Genomic DNA, 16049 nt, shown 5'->3' with positions numbered 1-16049 from the left:
AGTCCGCAGCACTCGGGACGACGCCCCCAGCTGCTGATCAACTCGCTGGCCGCCGCGCCGGATCGCAGAGCACGTTCAACTCGAACTGGGCCAGGATGTGCGCGCTCATCCCGCGCGCCAGCTCCTCCTCGCCGAAGAACACCGTGCCGGCCTGCTCGCCGCGCAGCAGTTCCGACTCTTCCTCGCCATGCGTGCGCAACACGACGCGGATCGCCGGGTTGAGCGTCCGTGCACATTCGAGAATCTGCCGGACTTCGATCAACTCAGGCGCTGCAACCACCAGCATCGCGGCATGCGCAATGTGGGCCTGAATCAGCACCGCCGGGTCGGCGGCATTGCCCGACACCGCAGCGACTCCGCGCTTGCGCAGGGCTTCGACGATTTCCCGGTTGGCCTCGGCAACCACATAAGGAATCCCCGTACGCTCCAGTTCCTCGGCAATCCGCCGCCCAACGCGACCGTAGCCGACCAGCACCACCTGACCCTTGAGGTATTTTTCCGCAGTACTGGTCGGCAGTTCGGCGTACGGATCCTGCCGCTGCTCCAGCCGGCGGGCCAAGGCCGAGCGCTGCAGCACCCAGCGCCGCACCGGCTCGGTCGCAGCAAAGACGAAGGGGTTGACCGCAATCGACAGCAGCGCCGCCGCCAGCACCAGGCTCATGCCCTCCTTGGGCAACAGGCCGAGCGTCAGCCCAAGGCCGGCCAGGATGAAGGAAAATTCGCCGATCTGGGCCAGGCTGGCCGCAACCGTCAGCGCGGTATTCAGCGGGTAACGATAAACCAGCACCAAGGCCAGCGCCGCCAGCGTCTTGCCGACCACGACGATAGCCACGGTACCGAGCAGTTGCAGCGGCTTTTCCAGCAGCACCGCCGGCTCGAACAGCATCCCGACGGCGACGAAGAAGAGCACCGAGAAGGCGTCGCGCAAGGGCAGCGACTCGGCCGCCGCGCGGTGGCTGAACTCGGATTCGCGCATCACCATGCCGGCGAAAAAGGCGCCGAGCGCAAACGAAACATGGAACAGTTGCGCCGCACCGTAGGCGATGCCGATCGCCATCGCGATCACCGCCAGCGTGAACAATTCGCGCGAGCCGCTGCGCGCCACCTGCCACAGCAGCCAGGGCAAAGCCCGGCGCCCGACCAGCAGCATCAGCGTGATGAAGCCGCCGACCTGCAGCAGGGTGCCACCAATGGTCTGCCACAGCGGTACCGTGCTCGCCCCGCCGGCAGCGCTGCTGCCGCCGAGCACCCCGGCCAGCGGCGGCATCAATACCAGCACCAGCACACAGGCAAGGTCCTCGACCACCAGCCAGCCGACGGCGATCTTGCCATTCATCGAATCGAGCAGTTTGCGCGACTCCAGCGCCTTGAGCAGAACCACGGTGCTGGCGCAGGACAAGGACAGGCCGAAGATCAGCCCGCTCCCCCAGTGCCAGCCCCAGGCTGCCGCCAGGGCCATGCCGAGAGCCGTGGCCAGACCCATCTGGACGACTGCGCCGGGCAGCGCGATGCGCCGGACCGAGAGCAGATCGTTGAGCGAAAAATGCAGCCCGACCCCGAACATCAGCAGCATCACGCCGATTTCGGACAACTGCGAGGCCACGTGCAGGTCGGCGACAAATCCCGGGGTTGCCGGTCCGATCAGGATACCGGCCAGCAAATAGCCGACCAATGCTGGCAAGCGCAGGCGCTCGGCCAGCAGGCCGAGGATCAGGGCCACGCCAAAGCCGACGGCAATCGTACTGATCAGGGAAATGTCGTGTTCCATCAATGAATTTTTCCTCCGCAACGGTGTTGCCCGCCAACGCCGCGATTGTCCAGGCTAGCGGCCGCTGGCGAATCGCCGAAACACTTACGGGCGCCGCAGGTACGGATTTTTGACCGCTGCCGCCGGGCGGGGTTTCCGGTGTAGGAAAACGCATTGCACACCGCCGAAAAGGCCCTCCAGCGGGCTGATTCGCGCCGCCTCACCCTTACCGAGCGGCAACCTGTCTGGAATAAACCCCGAAAAAACCATCGCTTACCGATGAAAAAATTTAATACGAACGTTTGAATTATTTCGATTTTGCGGCACAATGCGCACCGCCCGCCGCGCTGTCTCCCCTCGCATCTCCTCCACCGGCAGCGCGGTGCGGCAACCAGAAAAACATTCAGGAGACCGTTTACCCATGTTCCGTCAAACCTTGCTGGCCGTGCTGATCGCCGGCCTGCTCTCCCCCGCCGTGCAGGCCCAGGAGAGTTCCCTGTTCCGCGTTTCCGGCTTCGGCACGCTGGGCGCCACGCATTTCAGCCGTGATGACATCGACTTCGGCGGCGGCCCCAACGTCCAGAAAGGCGCCGGCCGCAGCGCGACAACCTCGCTCGCCGTCGACAGCAAGCTCGGCCTGCAGATGCGGCTGACCCCGACGGCCAATCTGGAAGCAACGCTGCAGACCATGGTGCGTAAGACCCCGCGCGACGACTGGAATCCGAGCATTGACTGGGCCAACATCAAGTACTCGTTCAACGAGAACGTCGCCGTCCGGGTCGGCCGCATCGGCCACCCGTTTTTCCTGCTCTCCGATTACCGCCAGGTCAACTACGCCAACCTCACCTTGCGCCCCCCGGTCGAGGTCTACAACCTGGTTCCGGTGAACTCTTCCGACGTGATCGAAGGGCTGTTTACCCTGCCGCTGGCTGGCGGCCAGCTCAACCTGCAGGCCGGTGTCGGCCAGGTTCGCGCCGAGGTGATTCCTTCGTTGCCGGCGCAGCGCAAGTACGACAAGGCCGACATCGACGAACTCGCTTACGTCAATGCCACCTATGAAAATGGCCCCTGGACCCTGCGCGTCGGCCGCACGGAAGGCAAGCTGAGCTACGATGCGCTCTCCGCCCGACAGCAGATTTTCACCCCGCTCGGGCGCTTCGGCGCGACCGGTGCCGCGATCCGCGACGCCTGGGAAATTCGCGACGCCCGCTCGTCCTTTACCGGCATCGGTGGCACCTACGACGCTGGCCGCTTCGTACTGACCGGCGAATACGTGATGTTGCGCTCCGAGCGCGCCTTCAACGATACCGATGCCTGGTCGCTGCTCGGCGGCTACCGGATCGGAAAGTTCACCCCTTATCTGTCCTACTCGGCGGCCAAGACCCGCAACCGCATCGAAATTGCCGACGTTGCACCGCGCCTGGCCCCGCTGGTCGGCGCCGCGACCGCCGGGGCCCTGCAGGCGGGAATCCAGTCACTGGCCAACAACTCGGTACGCGACCAGGAAACCGTCAGCCTCGGGGTACGCTGGGACGTCTACAAGAACATGGCGCTCAAGGCGCAGTTCGACCGGGTCACGCCCAAGTCGCCTGGCAGCCAGGGCTTCCTGATCAACCGGGGCAGCGACTACCCGACCCGCGCGGCCGGCAATGTCTTTGCGCTTTCGCTCGATTTCGTTTTCTGATCCGGGAGCCGTCATGAAAGCACGCAATTTGATCGCCCTGGCCAGTCTGTTGCTGAGTGCCGCAGCGCACGCACAGGTCGTCATCGTCCATCCGCAAAATCCCTTGGCCAGCCTGAGCAAGGAACAGGTTGAACAGCTCTTCCTCGGCCGCACAGCCAGCTTCCCGGGTGGCGGCGCCGCAGCGCCGATCGACAACGCCGCGCTGCGCGATGCCTTTTACCAGGGGATTGCCGGCAAGAGTGGGGACCAGGCCAAGGCGCACTGGGCCAAGATCGAGTTCACCGGCAAGGGCAAGGCCCCGAGCGAAGCAGCCAACGGCAAGGCGGTGGCCGAGCAGGTGGCACGCAATCCGGCAGCCATCGGCTATGTCGACAAGGCCGATGCCGGCGGCGGCGTGAAAACCGTGTTCGCACTGCATTAAGCAGACAGCTTCTCGGCCATGGGCGTTTCCGCAGTGAAACGCCCTTTTTCCATTCCCTTTGCGGAGAACGATCATGAGCATAGGAAAACGCCTCGCCATTCTCGTTGCCGTCGCGATGCTCGGTCTGGCCGGCGGCGGCTTCTACGGCGTCGGCAAGCTGCGCGGCATGCAGGGCGACTTCGACCTGGTGACCCAGCGTGCACTGCCGGCAATGCTGGCAATGAACCAGATTTCGGACAATTTCAAGGAAACCCGGGCGCTGCTGCTGGCGCTGCTGATGGAGGACGATGCCGACCTCGCCAAGGCCTTCCAGCAGAACATCCGCGATGCGGAAACCCGGCTGCACAGCGGGATCGCCGAGTTGGGCAGGATCGAAGGCCTGGCCGGGGTAGCGCAGCAACTGCAGCAGAGTGCCGAGGGCTACGCCCGCGCCGTCGCCACCGCCAGCGGCAAGGCCGGCAACCGCGAGGCAGCCCAGCTCGATCTGTACACCCAGGTCATCCCGGCCGAGAAAAAACTGGGCCAACTGCTGCAGGACCACCAGAAGGAACTGCTGCAACGGCAACGCAGCATCGAAACCCAGGTTGCCAGCGATAGCGCCCGCGCGATCACCCTGTACATCGTCGCGATGAGCGTCGGGGTGGTGGTGCTCGGGCTGCTCGGTTTCGTTCTCTACCGCTCGGTGATGCGGCCCCTTGGGTCGATGACCGAGGCAATGACCCGGGTCGCCAACCAGCTTGATTTTACCGAACAGCTCGAAGTCGCTTCCGGCGACGAACTCGGGCAGGCCGTGGCAGCCTTCAACCGTCTGCTGCTATCGATGCAGGACAGCCTGCGTGAAATCGTCGGCTCGATGGATGCGCTGGCCGGCGCCACCGGCCGCCTGCGCCAGACCTCGCACGACATCCAGCACATCTCGACGCAGACCAGCGATTCATCGTCGGCGGTGGCGCAGACCCTGCAGGCGGTCAGCGACAACATCCGCGAAGTGGCGCAGCGGACCGAGGATGCCGAGCGTCTGGCCCGTGAATCCGGGCAACAGGCCAGCCATGGCGGCGAAACCATCCGCGAGAGCATCGAGGAAATCCGCGCCATTTCCGAAACCGTGCATTCGGCAGCCGCCGACATCGAAGCCTTGCGCAGCCAGACCAGCAGCATTTCCTCGGTGGTCGGGGTAATCACCGAAGTCGCCGAGCAGACCAACCTGCTCGCGCTCAACGCGGCGATCGAAGCCGCCCGCGCCGGCGAACAGGGACGCGGCTTCGCGGTGGTCGCCGACGAAGTCAGGAAGCTGGCCGAACGCACCGCGCAATCGACGCAGCAGATCTCGCAACTGATCGCCCAGGTTCAGCGCTCGTCGTCGCTGGCAGTCGACACCATGCAGACGGTGGTGACCCGCGTCGAAAGCGGCGTCGACAAAGCCAGCAACGCGATCGAGGCGCTTTCGGCGATCCGCTCGGGGTCGGAAAACGTGCTCGCGACGGTATCCGAGATTGCTGCCGCCATTCGCAACCAGCGCGAGGCGACCAGCGCGATCACCCGCGAATTCGAGTCACTGCGCGAAATTTCGCAGGAAGCCTCGCGCGCCACCGGCGAAACCACGCGCAGCACTGGCGAGCTCGATAGTCTGGCTGCGCGCATCAACGCCACCGTCAAGCGTTACCGGATCCGCAGTGCCTGAACCGGCGGGGGAAGGGCCTATTTTCACGGTCGACCGGCCCGCAGGATAAAAAAGACAGCGGGAACCTTCGTGGTTTCTGCTGCTTTTGTTAGCATTGGCCGCACCTGTTTCAGTATTCCCCGGTTTGTCGGGGCTGCCCCGACCATGAACCCCACCCCTTTCCCTTCCAGACTCCGTCCTGCCGCCCTGCTCTACGCCATCGGCGCCTGCCTGATGGTCCAGCAAGCCGGCCATGCCGAGGACAACCTGTTTTTTGCCGACCTGCCCATCGTTGCCTCGGTCAGCCGCCTGCCGCAGCCGCAGAAGGACCTGCCGGCCTCGGTCACGGTGATCGACCGGGCAACAATCAAGGCCAGCGGCGCGCAGGACCTCAGCGAAATCCTGCGCCTGGTTCCCGGCTTCCAGACCTTCGTACGCAATACCGAATCGCCGCGCGTGACCTACCACGGGATTCCCGATTCCGAACAGTCGTCGCGCATCCAGGTGCTGATCGACGGCCGCTCGCAGTTCTCGCCGCTGTTCGGCGGCGGCGTCAATTGGTCGCTGCTGCCGGTCGCGATCGAAGACATCGAACGGATCGAAGTCACCCGCGGCAGCAATGCGGCAGCGTTCGGCGGCAACGCCTTTCAGGCGATGGTCAATGTAATCACCGAGGATACCTCGCTGAGCCAGGGCACCACGCTTTCCGGCCGCATCGGCAGTCGCGGTGAAAGCAGCCAGACCGTACGCCACGGTGGCCGCCTGGGAGAGGCCGGCAGCTACCGGCTGACCTACAACCGGCGCAGCGATTCGGGCCTGGTCAATCGCGCCGACTGGCTCGACGGCTATGGTTCGGAAATGCTCACCTGGCGCTCGGATCTTGCGGTCGATACCTACACCAGCCTGCAGATCGACGCCGGCTGGATGCGCTCGGAACTGCGCCAGGGACGGCTGGCAAGCGCAGACAACCCGCCGCACGACCTGCGCTCGACCACCAGCTACCTGCAAGCCCAGTGGCGCCACCTGGTCGGCAGCGATGCCGAATTCCAAGTGCGTTACTCCCTGATCGAAGACCGGCTCGATCAGCGCTACGATGGCCGTTTCGGCAACTACACCTTCACCTACGACCCACAGGGCAGCCGGGCACTGCGGCACGAAATCGAAGCGCTCTATCACCGCAGCTTCGCCGGCAACCTGCGCAGCGTCTGGGGCGCCAGCCATCGCCAGGAGAACATTGACAGCGCCTTCAATTTTGCTGGCCAGGGCACGGTCAGCCGCGACACCAGCCGCCTTTTCACCAACCTCGAATGGAAGCCGCTACCGGTGTTGACCGGCAACCTCGGGCTCGCCACCGAGCATGACAGCTACGGCGGCTGGATGCCTTCCGCACGCTTCGGCCTCAACTACCACCTCAGCCCGCAGCACACCCTGCGTATCGGCTTCTCGCGCAGCCAGCGGGCTGGCAGCCCGGGCGACTACCGAGGACGCCAGAACGTTGCCCTGAACGGCCTCGGCACGATGTTCCTGACACAGGGCAATGCGGCACTGAGTAACGAACGGTTTGCCAGCAGCGAACTCGGCTATCTCGGCAACTGGCCGAGCCTGGGGCTGCAGCTCGACGTTCGCGCCTTTTCCGAGCGCATTCCCAACCGCTGGTTCACCATCGAGCGGCGTTACCCAGAATGCCTCGGCAACGGCGGCTCGGCGCTCTGCTACTACCAGAGCTTCCGTGCCTTGCGCACCCCGCAGGAATTGCAGGAAATCGACATCCGCGGCGGTGAATACCAGGCCGTCTGGACGCTCGGTCCGCAAACCCGGCTGGCCTTCGGCCAGGCCCTGGTGCGGATTGCCGCCAACTACCTGCCGCAGACGCTGAACGATCCGGCCAACCGGGCCTATCTGAGCAGCGAAGCACTGAGTAATACCGATCAGTTGTCGGAACGCTCCGCGCCGCACCTGGCGAGTTCGGCAATGCTGATGCACCGCCTGGGCAATGGCATCGAACTGTCGGCGTTCGCCCAATGGGTTGGCAGCATGAAATGGTCGACCAATACCAGCGTCGCCCCTTACCACCGCCTTGACCTGCGCGTCGGCTATCCCTTCCGGTTTGGCGGCAGCCGGGCCGAAATCGCCTACATCGGCCAGAATCTCAATGGTCGCCACGGCGAATACAGTGCCTACGGCCGCGACAGCGACCGCATCGTGACTCCGACGCACTGGCTCAGCTTCGCGCTCAGCCTTTAAGACCGGCTCCGCGCCGGATCAGGAAAAAGAGCCCGAAACCACGGTCGACCGTGGTTTCGGGCTCTTTTCATGCGGCCGGTCCGGCCAGCTCGGACAGAATCGCCAGCAGCAAGCCCCAGCAACGCTCGACCGAGGCGACCTCGACCCGTTCCCCCGGCGCGTGCGCACCGCGAATGGTCGGACCGAAGGAGACCATGTCCATCCCCGGGTACTTGTCGCCGATCAGGCCGCACTCCAGCCCGGCATGGATCACCTTGACCTCGCCATCGCTACCGGCTCCGCGCCGGTATACCTGCTGGCAGACCGCCAGTAGCGGCGAATCGGGGTTGGGTTTCCAGCCCGGATAGAACCCTGACTTGACCGCCGGCGTCCCGGCCAGCGCAAAGAGGCTGACGATTTCATCGGCGAGTTCGTGCGCTGCCGCGTCGACCAGCGAGCGGACCATGAAATTGCAGCGTCCGCCAGCCGGCCGCAGATCGACGATGCCCAGATTGTTCGAGGTTTCGACAACGCCCGGCAGCTGCCGGCTCATCCGTCTCACCCCGTGCGGTGCCGCGTGCAAGGCGTCGAGCCACAGGCGCTGCTCGACCGGGGCCATCAACAGCGGCATCACCACCGGCGCCGCCGGGTGGGCATAGATGCGCAGACCGTCGTCGATTCCGAGCAACTCCTCGCGCAAGCGCCCTTCAATCGCCGCGATCCGCTCAGGCAGACGCGCCACCGCTTCGGCCGGCACCGCAATCCGGGCTTCGGCCTCGCGCGGCAGGGCATTGCGGGCGTTGCCGCCGCGCAGCGTGGATAGCCGGAAGGCCACATCGTGTTCGAGTGCCTTGAGCACCCGCACCAGCAGCTTGACAGCGTTGCCGCGCCCCTCGTGGATATCGACCCCGGAATGGCCGCCACGCAGGCCGCTGACCTCGATCGCCCAGGTCGCCATGCCGGCAACCGGCGCCTCGGCGCTACCGCTGCGTTCGACCTCGACATCGAGACCGCCGGCACAACCGAGATAGAACTGCCCCCAGTCCTCGGTATCGAGGTTGAGCAGCAAACGACCTTGCAATTGGCCCGGCTGCAGGCCACGGGCACCGCCCATGCCGGCCTCCTCGTCGACCGTGAGCAGGGCCTCCAGCGGCCCGTGGCGGAGGCTGCGGTCCTCAAGGACGGCGAGAATCAACGCCACGCCGATGCCGTTGTCGGCGCCCAGCGTGGTACCCGGTGCCGTCAGCCAGCCATCGGCCAGCCGCACCTGGATCGGGTCGACGTGGAAATCGTGGGCGACCTCGGCGTTTTTCTGGCAAACCATGTCCAGATGCGCCTGCAGGACGACGCCCGGCTGACGTTCGCAGCCCGGCGTCGCCGGCTTGCGCAGGATCAGGTTGCCGGCCGCGTCGATACTCGCGCCAAGGCCGCGCAGGACGGCCCAGTCAAGAATCTGCCGGCGCAATTCGTCTTCATGCTTGGAAGGTCGGGGAATCGCACAGAGGCGGGAAAAATGGCGCCACACCGGCAACGGGGCCAGCTGGTCGAACGGCGCTGCGACTTGTTCGCTCGCAAACGGCGTCAGGGGTGCTACAAACTGCATTGTTCTAGGTAGTTTCCATAAGGGCTGCCCCTAGGGGCGGGTGGTAAAATGGGCGATCCTTCAATCGCAATCAGCAAGCATCTCGCGGAGTATTCAGCATGTCGTTTTCGAGGAGTGTCGCTCTGGCCCTGTTGGCCGCCGCTTCGGCGCCGGTTCTGGCCGCCACCGGTCTCGACCCGGACCCGGTTCATAGCATCGCGGTCGGCGGAATTCCGGTCGATTTCATCCTGTTCGCGCTGACCCTGCTCGGCGTCGCCCTTTTTCATAATGCCACACTGTATGTCGCGCTGACCGGGATGATCGCGATTGCCGGCTACAAAATCCTGTTCACCAGCTTCAAGACGGGCATCGGCGTCCTTGGCTTCATCGGCCACCTGAGCCACGAATGGGTCACCCTGGCCAATCTGTTCTGCCTGCTGACCGGCTTTGCACTGCTCTCGCGCCACTTTGAAAAAAGCCATGTCCCGGTCGTCCTGCCGAAGTACCTGCCGAACGACTGGAAAGGCGGTTTCGTGCTGCTGGTGATGGTTTTCGTACTCTCCAGCTTCCTCGACAACATCGCCGCCGCGCTGATCGGCGGCGCGATGGCCCACCAGTTGTTCAAGGCCCGGGTCCATATCGGTTATCTCGCAGCCATCGTCGCCGCATCCAATGCCGGCGGCTCCGGCTCGGTAGTCGGCGACACCACCACCACCATGCTGTGGCTGGCCGGCGTTTCGCCGCTGCAGGTACTCGACGCCTACATCGCCGCCTTTGTCGCCCTGCTGATCACCGGCTATGTCGCCGCCAAGCAGCAGCATGCCTACTCGCCGATCATCAAGGGCGGCCACGAGCACATCCGGATCGACTGGGCACGGGTCGGCATCGTCGGCCTGATCCTGGTTTTTGCGATCATCACCAACGTGGTGGTCAATCTGCGCCTCAACCATCTGGCCGACCACTTTCCGTTCATCGGCGTCGCAGTCTGGCTGGCGATCCTGATCACCGTCAGCGTTCGCCGCCCGGACTGGGAAGTGCTGCCGGAAACGGCCAAGGGCACGATTTTCCTGCTCTCGCTGGTGATGTGCGCATCGATGATGCCGGTTGAAGAACTACCGCCGGCCTCGATGGTCGTTGCACTCGGCCTCGGCTTCGTCTCGGCAGTGTTCGACAACATCCCGCTGACCGCGCTGGCGATCAAGCAAGGCGGCTACGACTGGGGCTTCCTGGCCTACGCCGTCGGTTTCGGCGGCTCGATGATCTGGTTCGGCTCGTCGGCCGGCGTCGCCCTCTCCAACATGTATCCGGAAGCCAAGTCGGTCGGCCAGTGGCTGCGCCATGGCTGGCACGTCGCGCTGGCTTACGTGGTCGGCTTTGCGGTACTCGCGGCGACCTTGGGCTGGCACCCGGAAGAGAAGGTACGCAATACCCAGACTCCGCCGGCCGCTGCGATTCCGGCTCCGCCACCGATTGCCACGGTCAACTGACAAAATGCCGAAAAAAGGTTTTCTCCACGCGGCCCTGCTGCCCCTCGTGCTGCTCCCGACCACCGTCTGGGCGGCCGGCAACGGGGTGATCGGAGAAAACCTGCTGTGGCTGGCGCTGATCATCCTCGCCGCCCGGCTCTTCGCGCCGCTGGCGCAGCGGATTGGCTTCCCGGCCGTTCTCGGGGAATTGTTGCTCGGGGTTATGCTCGGCAATCTGGGCTTGCTCGGGGTCGGGTTGTTCACCAGCATCGCCCGCGATCCGATCATCCAGTTCATGGCCGAACTCGGGGTTGTGGTACTGCTGCTCCAGATCGGCCTGGAAACCCGGCTCGGCGACCTGGTCCGGGTCGGTGCCCGGGCCTCGCTGGTTGGCTCGCTCGGCATCGTCCTCCCCTTCGCCCTCGGCGCGTTTGTCGCCGGCCCGCTGCTGTTGCCGGGCCTCGACTTCAACACCTACCTGTTTCTCGGCGCCACCCTGTCAGCAACTTCGGTAGGCATCACCGGGCGGGTTTTCCGCGATCTCGGCCGCCTGCGGATGCCGGAAGCGCAGATCGTGCTCGGCGCAGCGGTGATCGACGATGTGCTCGGACTGGTCATTCTGGCCGTGGTTTCCAGCCTGGTTCAGGCGGGCAGCGTCAGTCTCGGCGAGGTCGGCTGGATCGTCGCCGAAGCGGTCCTCTTCCTCGGCGGCTCGATTGCCATCGGCCGCGCCCTGGCACCAACCCTGCTGCGCTGGCTGGCCCGCCTCGACAGCAGCCATTCGATGCTTTTTTCGCTGGTCCTGGTTGCCGGCCTGTTCCTCGCCTGGCTGGCGCACAGCATCGGTCTTGCCGCGATCATCGGCGCCTTCGCCGCCGGCCTGCTGTTCGAACCGGTATTCCTCAAGGGCTTCGATACGCCCAGGTTGGTTCAGGAGGTCGAACAACTGATCGGCGACCAGGTCACGCCGGCCCGGCAGGCGGAAATCCGCAGCGTGCTCGAACGCCACAGCGGGCATCAGCACGAACACCTGGTCGAACCGATCGGCTATTTTTTTGTTCCGGTCTTTTTCGTCCTTACCGGCATGCAGGTCGATCTGCGGGTCCTGGCCGACCCACAGATCGTCGCCATCGCCATCGGAGTCAGCGCTGCCGCCATCGTCGGCAAGATCGCCTCCGGCTTCGTCGCCGGCCCGGGCAAAAATCCCTGGCTGGTTGGCTGGGGCATGGTGCCGCGCGGTGAAGTCGGCCTGATTTTCGCGATGGCCGGCAAAGGCTTGGGGGTCATCGACGATACCCTGTTCTCGGTAATCGTGATCATGGTCATCCTGACCACGCTACTGACGCCACCGATTCTGACCTGGCTGCTCCGGCGCGGGGCGCGCTAGCGCCTCCCGACCTGCGGCAAATTGCCGCAACCCCCGCCGGCCACCGGCAAGCTGCAGCCAATTCGCGGATAATTCAGGCTATGGCATTTTCGCTCTTCCCCGCCTCCCTCGCCGCTGCCGATTGCACGCTGGCCGACGCCGATACGCTCGGCCACCTGCGCCGTCTGCTCGCCGCCCGCTGGGCGGTACTCGCCAGCATGGCGCTGCTGATCTGGGTTGCCGCACAACCGCTCGCCATCCCCTTGCCGCTGTGGCCCTTGAGCGGCGTTCTGGTCGTTGCCGCCGCTTTCAATGCCTTGCGCCACTGGCGCCTGCGCCAGGCCAGCACGGCCAGCCAGTGGGAATTGCTGAGCCAGCTACTGCTCGATATTGCCATTCTCTCGGCCCTGGTCTTTCTCAGCGGTGGGGCGACCAATCCGCTGGTCTCGCTGCTGCTGCCGCCGGTAGCGATTGCCGCGCTGACCCTGCCGGCCAGTTGCGTGGCACTGGTGGCGGCGGTGGCAATTGCCGCCTACAGCGCCCTGATGGCTTTTTATCTGCCGCTGCCGCTCCCCGACGCCAGCCGCGCCGCCCAACTGCACCTGACCGGAATGTGGCTGACCTTTGCCGTATCGACAGCGATGATTGCCTGGTTCGTGGTCCGCATGACCCGCCTGATCCGTGCCCGCGATGCCGAACTGGCGGCAGCCCGCGAGCAAGGCCTGCGCAACGAGCGGGTGATGGCGATGGGCACCCTCGCCGCCGGTGCCGCGCACGAACTGGGGACGCCCCTGGCAACCATGTCGCTGCTGGCCGGCGAACTGGCCGGCGACCCGCGCCTGCCCAGCGAAATCCGCGACGACATCGACTTGCTGCGGCAGCAGATTGGTGTCTGCAAACAGATCATTACCGGCCTGTCCCGGCGCGCCGGGGCCGAACGCCTGGAAAATGTGCAACGGATTGGCGCCGACCAGTGGCTGGAACAACTCCGCCAGCATTGGCATGCCGCCCGGCCGCAAAGCAACAGCCGGTTGCTTTGCCGAGGCATGGGCCAGCCTCCCGAACTGCTCGCCGACCCGCGACTTGAACAAGCCTTGCTCAACCTGCTCAACAATGCCGCCAGTGCCAGCCAGGGTACCGTCGACCTCGAGCTCGACTGGGATGTCAGCCAGTTGTACCTGCGCGTCGTCGACCATGGCCCCGGTTTTCCGCCCGCCGTGCTCGCCCGGGGCGGGCGCCAGGCCTTTCCGGCGCACGCCGGCGGCAGTGGTATCGGCCTGTTGCTGACGCATAGCGCTATCGCCCAACTGGGCGGCCAGCTCCTTCTCGACAACCCGGGCGGCGGCGGCGCCCGCGCCAGCATCCAGCTTCCCCGCCTGGGCACGCCCTCTTCACCCGTCCGAGCGCACGCATGAACGACCGCATCCTGATCATCGACGACGATCCGAGTTTCAACGCCATTCTGGTGCGCACCCTCGAACGCCGTGGCTACCCAGCCCACGGCGCACAGGACCCGGCCAGTGCGCTGGCACTGGCGCGCGAGCAAGGCTGCGCCCAAGTGGTGCTCGACCTCAATCTCAACGGCCAGTCAGGCCTGGCACTGATTCCCGAACTGCTGGCCATCGACCCGCAAGCGCGCATCGTCGTCCTCACCGGCTACGCCAGCATCGCCACCGCCGTCGATGCGGTCAAACTGGGGGCGATCCAGTACCTGGCCAAACCGGTCGAAATCGAGGCCATTCTGGCCGCTTTCGAGGACGAAGGGCCGGATTTTGGACTGCCCGCCCCTGACGAGCCACTGTCGGTCGACCGGCTTGAATGGGAGCACATCCAGCGAGTCTTGGCAGAAAATGACGGAAACATTTCAGCCACCGCCCGCGCCCTGAAAATGCACCGCCGCACCCTCCAGCGCAAGCTGAGCAAGCGCCCGGCCAAGGCCTGAAAGACTGGCGGGCAGCGATTGCCACAGACACGCCTCGGCATTGCAGCACCGGTTTTCATCTCACCGCTCAGGGCAGAAAAGCACTAAAAAAAGCCGACTTTCACGGTCGACCGCGAAAATCGGCTTTTTCCCCCCGGCGAGCCCTCACGCCGGGAATTCTGAAAACCAGCTTAGTGCTTGTGCCCCTGGTGCTGCATCGGCGGCATCGCGACAGCTGCGCTCGGACGCACGACCTTGGCCTCGACCGTCTTGCTGCTACCGTCGTCGAAGGATAGCGTCAGCGGCACGCTGTCACCTTCCTTCAGCGGAGCCTTGAGGTCGATCAGCATCACATGCAGGCTACCCGGCTTGAGTACCGCCTCGCCCTTGGCCTTGATCTCGACCGCCGCGACCGGGCGCATTTTCATTACCCCGTTGTCGTTGATGTGATTGTGCAACTCGGTCACCTTCGAGGCCGGATTGTCGGCCTTGAGCAACTTCACATCCTTGTCGCCGTTGTTCTTGAGCACCATGAAAGCACCGGTGGCCGGCGCGTTCGGCGGTGCCAGGCGAACATAGGGCTCCTGCACTGTAATCTGATCGGCGGCACCGGCCCAGGCGCCGGCAGACAGGCACAAGGCCGAGAACAGCAGGGAGACTTTTTTCATCGTGAACTCGCTTTCAGTTTTGTTTCAGATAATTGCGGATAATCGTCACCACCTCGTCAGGCGGTGTGGCATGCCCGATCTTGCCTAGCAGGCGGCCATCGGGCCCGACCACATAGGTGTCGGAGGTATGATCGACAACATAGCCGTCACCGGCGGTAGCAACCGCCTGACGGGCGTAAAAAGCGCCATAGCGCCGGGCAATGCTCGCCAGCTCTTCCGGCTTGCCGGTCACTCCGACAATCCCGGGGTGGAAAAACTCGGCATACTCCTTCAGCCGCGCCGGCGTATCCCGCTCCGGATCGACCGAGACAAACAGCATCGCCACCTTGGCCGCCTCTTCCGGACGCAAGCGCTTGAGGCCTTCGCTGGTCGCGGCCAGCGAGGTCGGGCAAACGTCGGGACAATAGGTGTAACCAAAATAGATCAGCGTCAGACGCCCCCGGAAGCTGCGCAGGTCGACCGGCCCGGTCGCCGACTCCAGCACGAAGTCGCCGCCGGACGGTGCGGCCGCACGCGGCAGCGGTGCCTCCGGAAGTTCCGGCTGCCAAGCGATAGTCAGCCACAGCAGCAGCCCGGCCAGCACGGCGGCTGCGGTGGCAAGCAAACGCTCCTGGGTTTTTTCCTGCATCCAGCCCATTTCAGCCCCCTCCCCCGGTGGTGAACCGATAGGGCAAGGCCATCCGCCCCCGCTCGGTCGTCAGCAACACCGTAGCCTGCCAATCCATCTGCCCGCTGATGCAGACCGGCAGGGTCGCTTCGCCGACGAAACGACCGTCGCCTTCGGCCACGAGCTGCGGCCGGTTGAGCCCCATGTTCATGTCGATCCCGGCAAAATCAACCTCGACAGCGCTGACCCGCAGACCGCTAACCCGGACCCGAACGGTGAATGGCTTGACCATCGGGATCGGCAGCGGTGCTGCCAGCAGTTCGGCGCGGCCGCCACCCGGCAACTCGACCGCGCAAGCCTGGCGCTGCAGGTCGCAGCCGGGATCGGGATGAGCCACCAGATCGGCCTGCGGCAACAACAAGGGCGACAGCTTGTAGCCGACCACCACGATCAGGGCGATCAGCAGCAGGCCGATCAGGTCTATCAGTAATTTTTTCTTCACGTATCGCTTTTCCCATCCGGCGGCCAAAGCGCCGGAAATGCCGGTGGTTGGGGATTTTTCCTTGTCTCCACCCAGGCGGAATTAACAAAGATCAATTCTTTCATATTCCGCCCGGAATACAGTGTGCGACAAATTGCCGCAGGGGGGCTTTGGGTTCACTGCGACGATGGAGGGTAGAAGTTCAACTTCTTGATTTTCATGG

13 protein-coding genes are annotated in these 16049 nt (G+C 64.8%); 8 read left to right on the top strand and 5 right to left on the bottom strand.

Features of this window, described 5'->3' with window-relative positions; translation table 11 throughout:
- Positions 1-37: 37 nt before the first annotated feature.
- Positions 38-1768 carry a YbaL family putative K(+) efflux transporter gene (ybaL, locus tag VX159_RS05635; RefSeq protein WP_371324997.1) on the bottom strand — a complete coding sequence of 577 codons (1731 nt, stop codon included), beginning with the start codon at positions 1766-1768 and terminating at the stop codon, positions 38-40.
- A 400-nt stretch (positions 1769-2168) separates the two neighbouring features.
- Between ybaL and VX159_RS05630 the strand changes: the two genes are divergently transcribed.
- The 4 genes from VX159_RS05630 (at position 2169) to VX159_RS05615 (ending at position 7756) form a co-directional block, all read left to right on the top strand.
- Positions 2169-3431 carry a porin gene (locus VX159_RS05630; protein WP_371324996.1) on the top strand — a complete coding sequence of 421 codons (1263 nt, stop codon included), beginning with the start codon at positions 2169-2171 and terminating at the stop codon, positions 3429-3431.
- 13 nt (positions 3432-3444) lie between these two features.
- The gene (locus VX159_RS05625; RefSeq protein ID WP_371324995.1) at positions 3445-3852 is read left to right on the top strand and encodes a hypothetical protein; all 408 of its coding nucleotides are present in this window, start codon (positions 3445-3447) and stop codon (positions 3850-3852) included.
- A 73-nt stretch (positions 3853-3925) separates the two neighbouring features.
- Positions 3926-5533, top strand: a complete 1608-nt coding sequence (locus tag VX159_RS05620) for a methyl-accepting chemotaxis protein (protein ID WP_371324994.1) — start codon at positions 3926-3928, stop codon at positions 5531-5533.
- A 144-nt stretch (positions 5534-5677) separates the two neighbouring features.
- Positions 5678-7756, top strand: a complete 2079-nt coding sequence (locus VX159_RS05615) for a TonB-dependent receptor plug domain-containing protein (protein ID WP_371324993.1) — start codon at positions 5678-5680, stop codon at positions 7754-7756.
- A 67-nt stretch (positions 7757-7823) separates the two neighbouring features.
- On the opposite strand, the gene VX159_RS05610 is transcribed toward VX159_RS05615, so the two are convergent.
- Complete coding sequence (locus VX159_RS05610; RefSeq protein ID WP_371324992.1) at positions 7824-9338, bottom strand: aminoacyl-histidine dipeptidase; 1515 nt, start codon at positions 9336-9338, stop codon at positions 7824-7826.
- Positions 9339-9436: 98 nt separating this feature from the next.
- Here VX159_RS05610 and VX159_RS05605 point away from each other — a divergent pair, with 98 nt between their 5' ends.
- The 4 genes from VX159_RS05605 (at position 9437) to VX159_RS05590 (ending at position 14091) form a co-directional block, all read left to right on the top strand.
- Positions 9437-10804, top strand: a complete 1368-nt coding sequence (locus VX159_RS05605; protein WP_371324991.1) for a citrate transporter — start codon at positions 9437-9439, stop codon at positions 10802-10804.
- Positions 10805-10808: 4 nt separating this feature from the next.
- Complete coding sequence (locus VX159_RS05600; RefSeq protein WP_371324990.1) at positions 10809-12170, top strand: cation:proton antiporter; 1362 nt, start codon at positions 10809-10811, stop codon at positions 12168-12170.
- Positions 12171-12250: 80 nt separating this feature from the next.
- Positions 12251-13564: an ATP-binding protein gene (locus VX159_RS05595; RefSeq protein WP_371324989.1), complete on the top strand. Its 1314-nt coding sequence runs from the start codon at positions 12251-12253 to the stop codon at positions 13562-13564.
- Complete coding sequence (locus tag VX159_RS05590) at positions 13561-14091, top strand: response regulator transcription factor (RefSeq protein WP_371324988.1); 531 nt, start codon at positions 13561-13563, stop codon at positions 14089-14091. The genes VX159_RS05595 and VX159_RS05590 overlap by 4 nt, the downstream gene beginning before the upstream one ends.
- 170 nt (positions 14092-14261) lie before the next feature.
- Here VX159_RS05590 and VX159_RS05585 read toward each other — a convergent pair whose 3' ends face one another.
- Genes VX159_RS05585 through VX159_RS05575 form a run of 3 tightly spaced genes read right to left on the bottom strand, consistent with a single transcriptional unit; the run spans position 14262 to position 15847 of the window.
- Positions 14262-14738 (bottom strand): copper chaperone PCu(A)C, encoded by a 477-nt coding sequence (locus VX159_RS05585; RefSeq protein ID WP_371324987.1) that lies wholly within the window; start codon positions 14736-14738, stop codon positions 14262-14264.
- 13 nt (positions 14739-14751) lie between these two features.
- A complete protein-coding gene (locus tag VX159_RS05580) occupies positions 14752-15375 on the bottom strand; it encodes an SCO family protein (RefSeq protein ID WP_371324986.1) in 624 nt (207 codons plus the stop codon).
- Position 15376: 1 nt separating this feature from the next.
- On the bottom strand, positions 15377-15847 hold the full coding sequence (locus VX159_RS05575) for a hypothetical protein (protein WP_371324985.1): 471 nt from the start codon (positions 15845-15847) through the stop codon (positions 15377-15379).
- Positions 15848-16049: the final 202 nt, after the last annotated feature.

It is taken from the genome of Dechloromonas sp. ZY10, from assembly GCF_041378895.1.
GTDB classification, from domain to species: Bacteria; Pseudomonadota; Gammaproteobacteria; order Burkholderiales; family Rhodocyclaceae; genus Azonexus; species Azonexus aquae.
The sequence above is the reverse complement of the archived record's forward strand: the minus strand, read 5'-3'. Positions and strand labels throughout refer to the sequence as shown.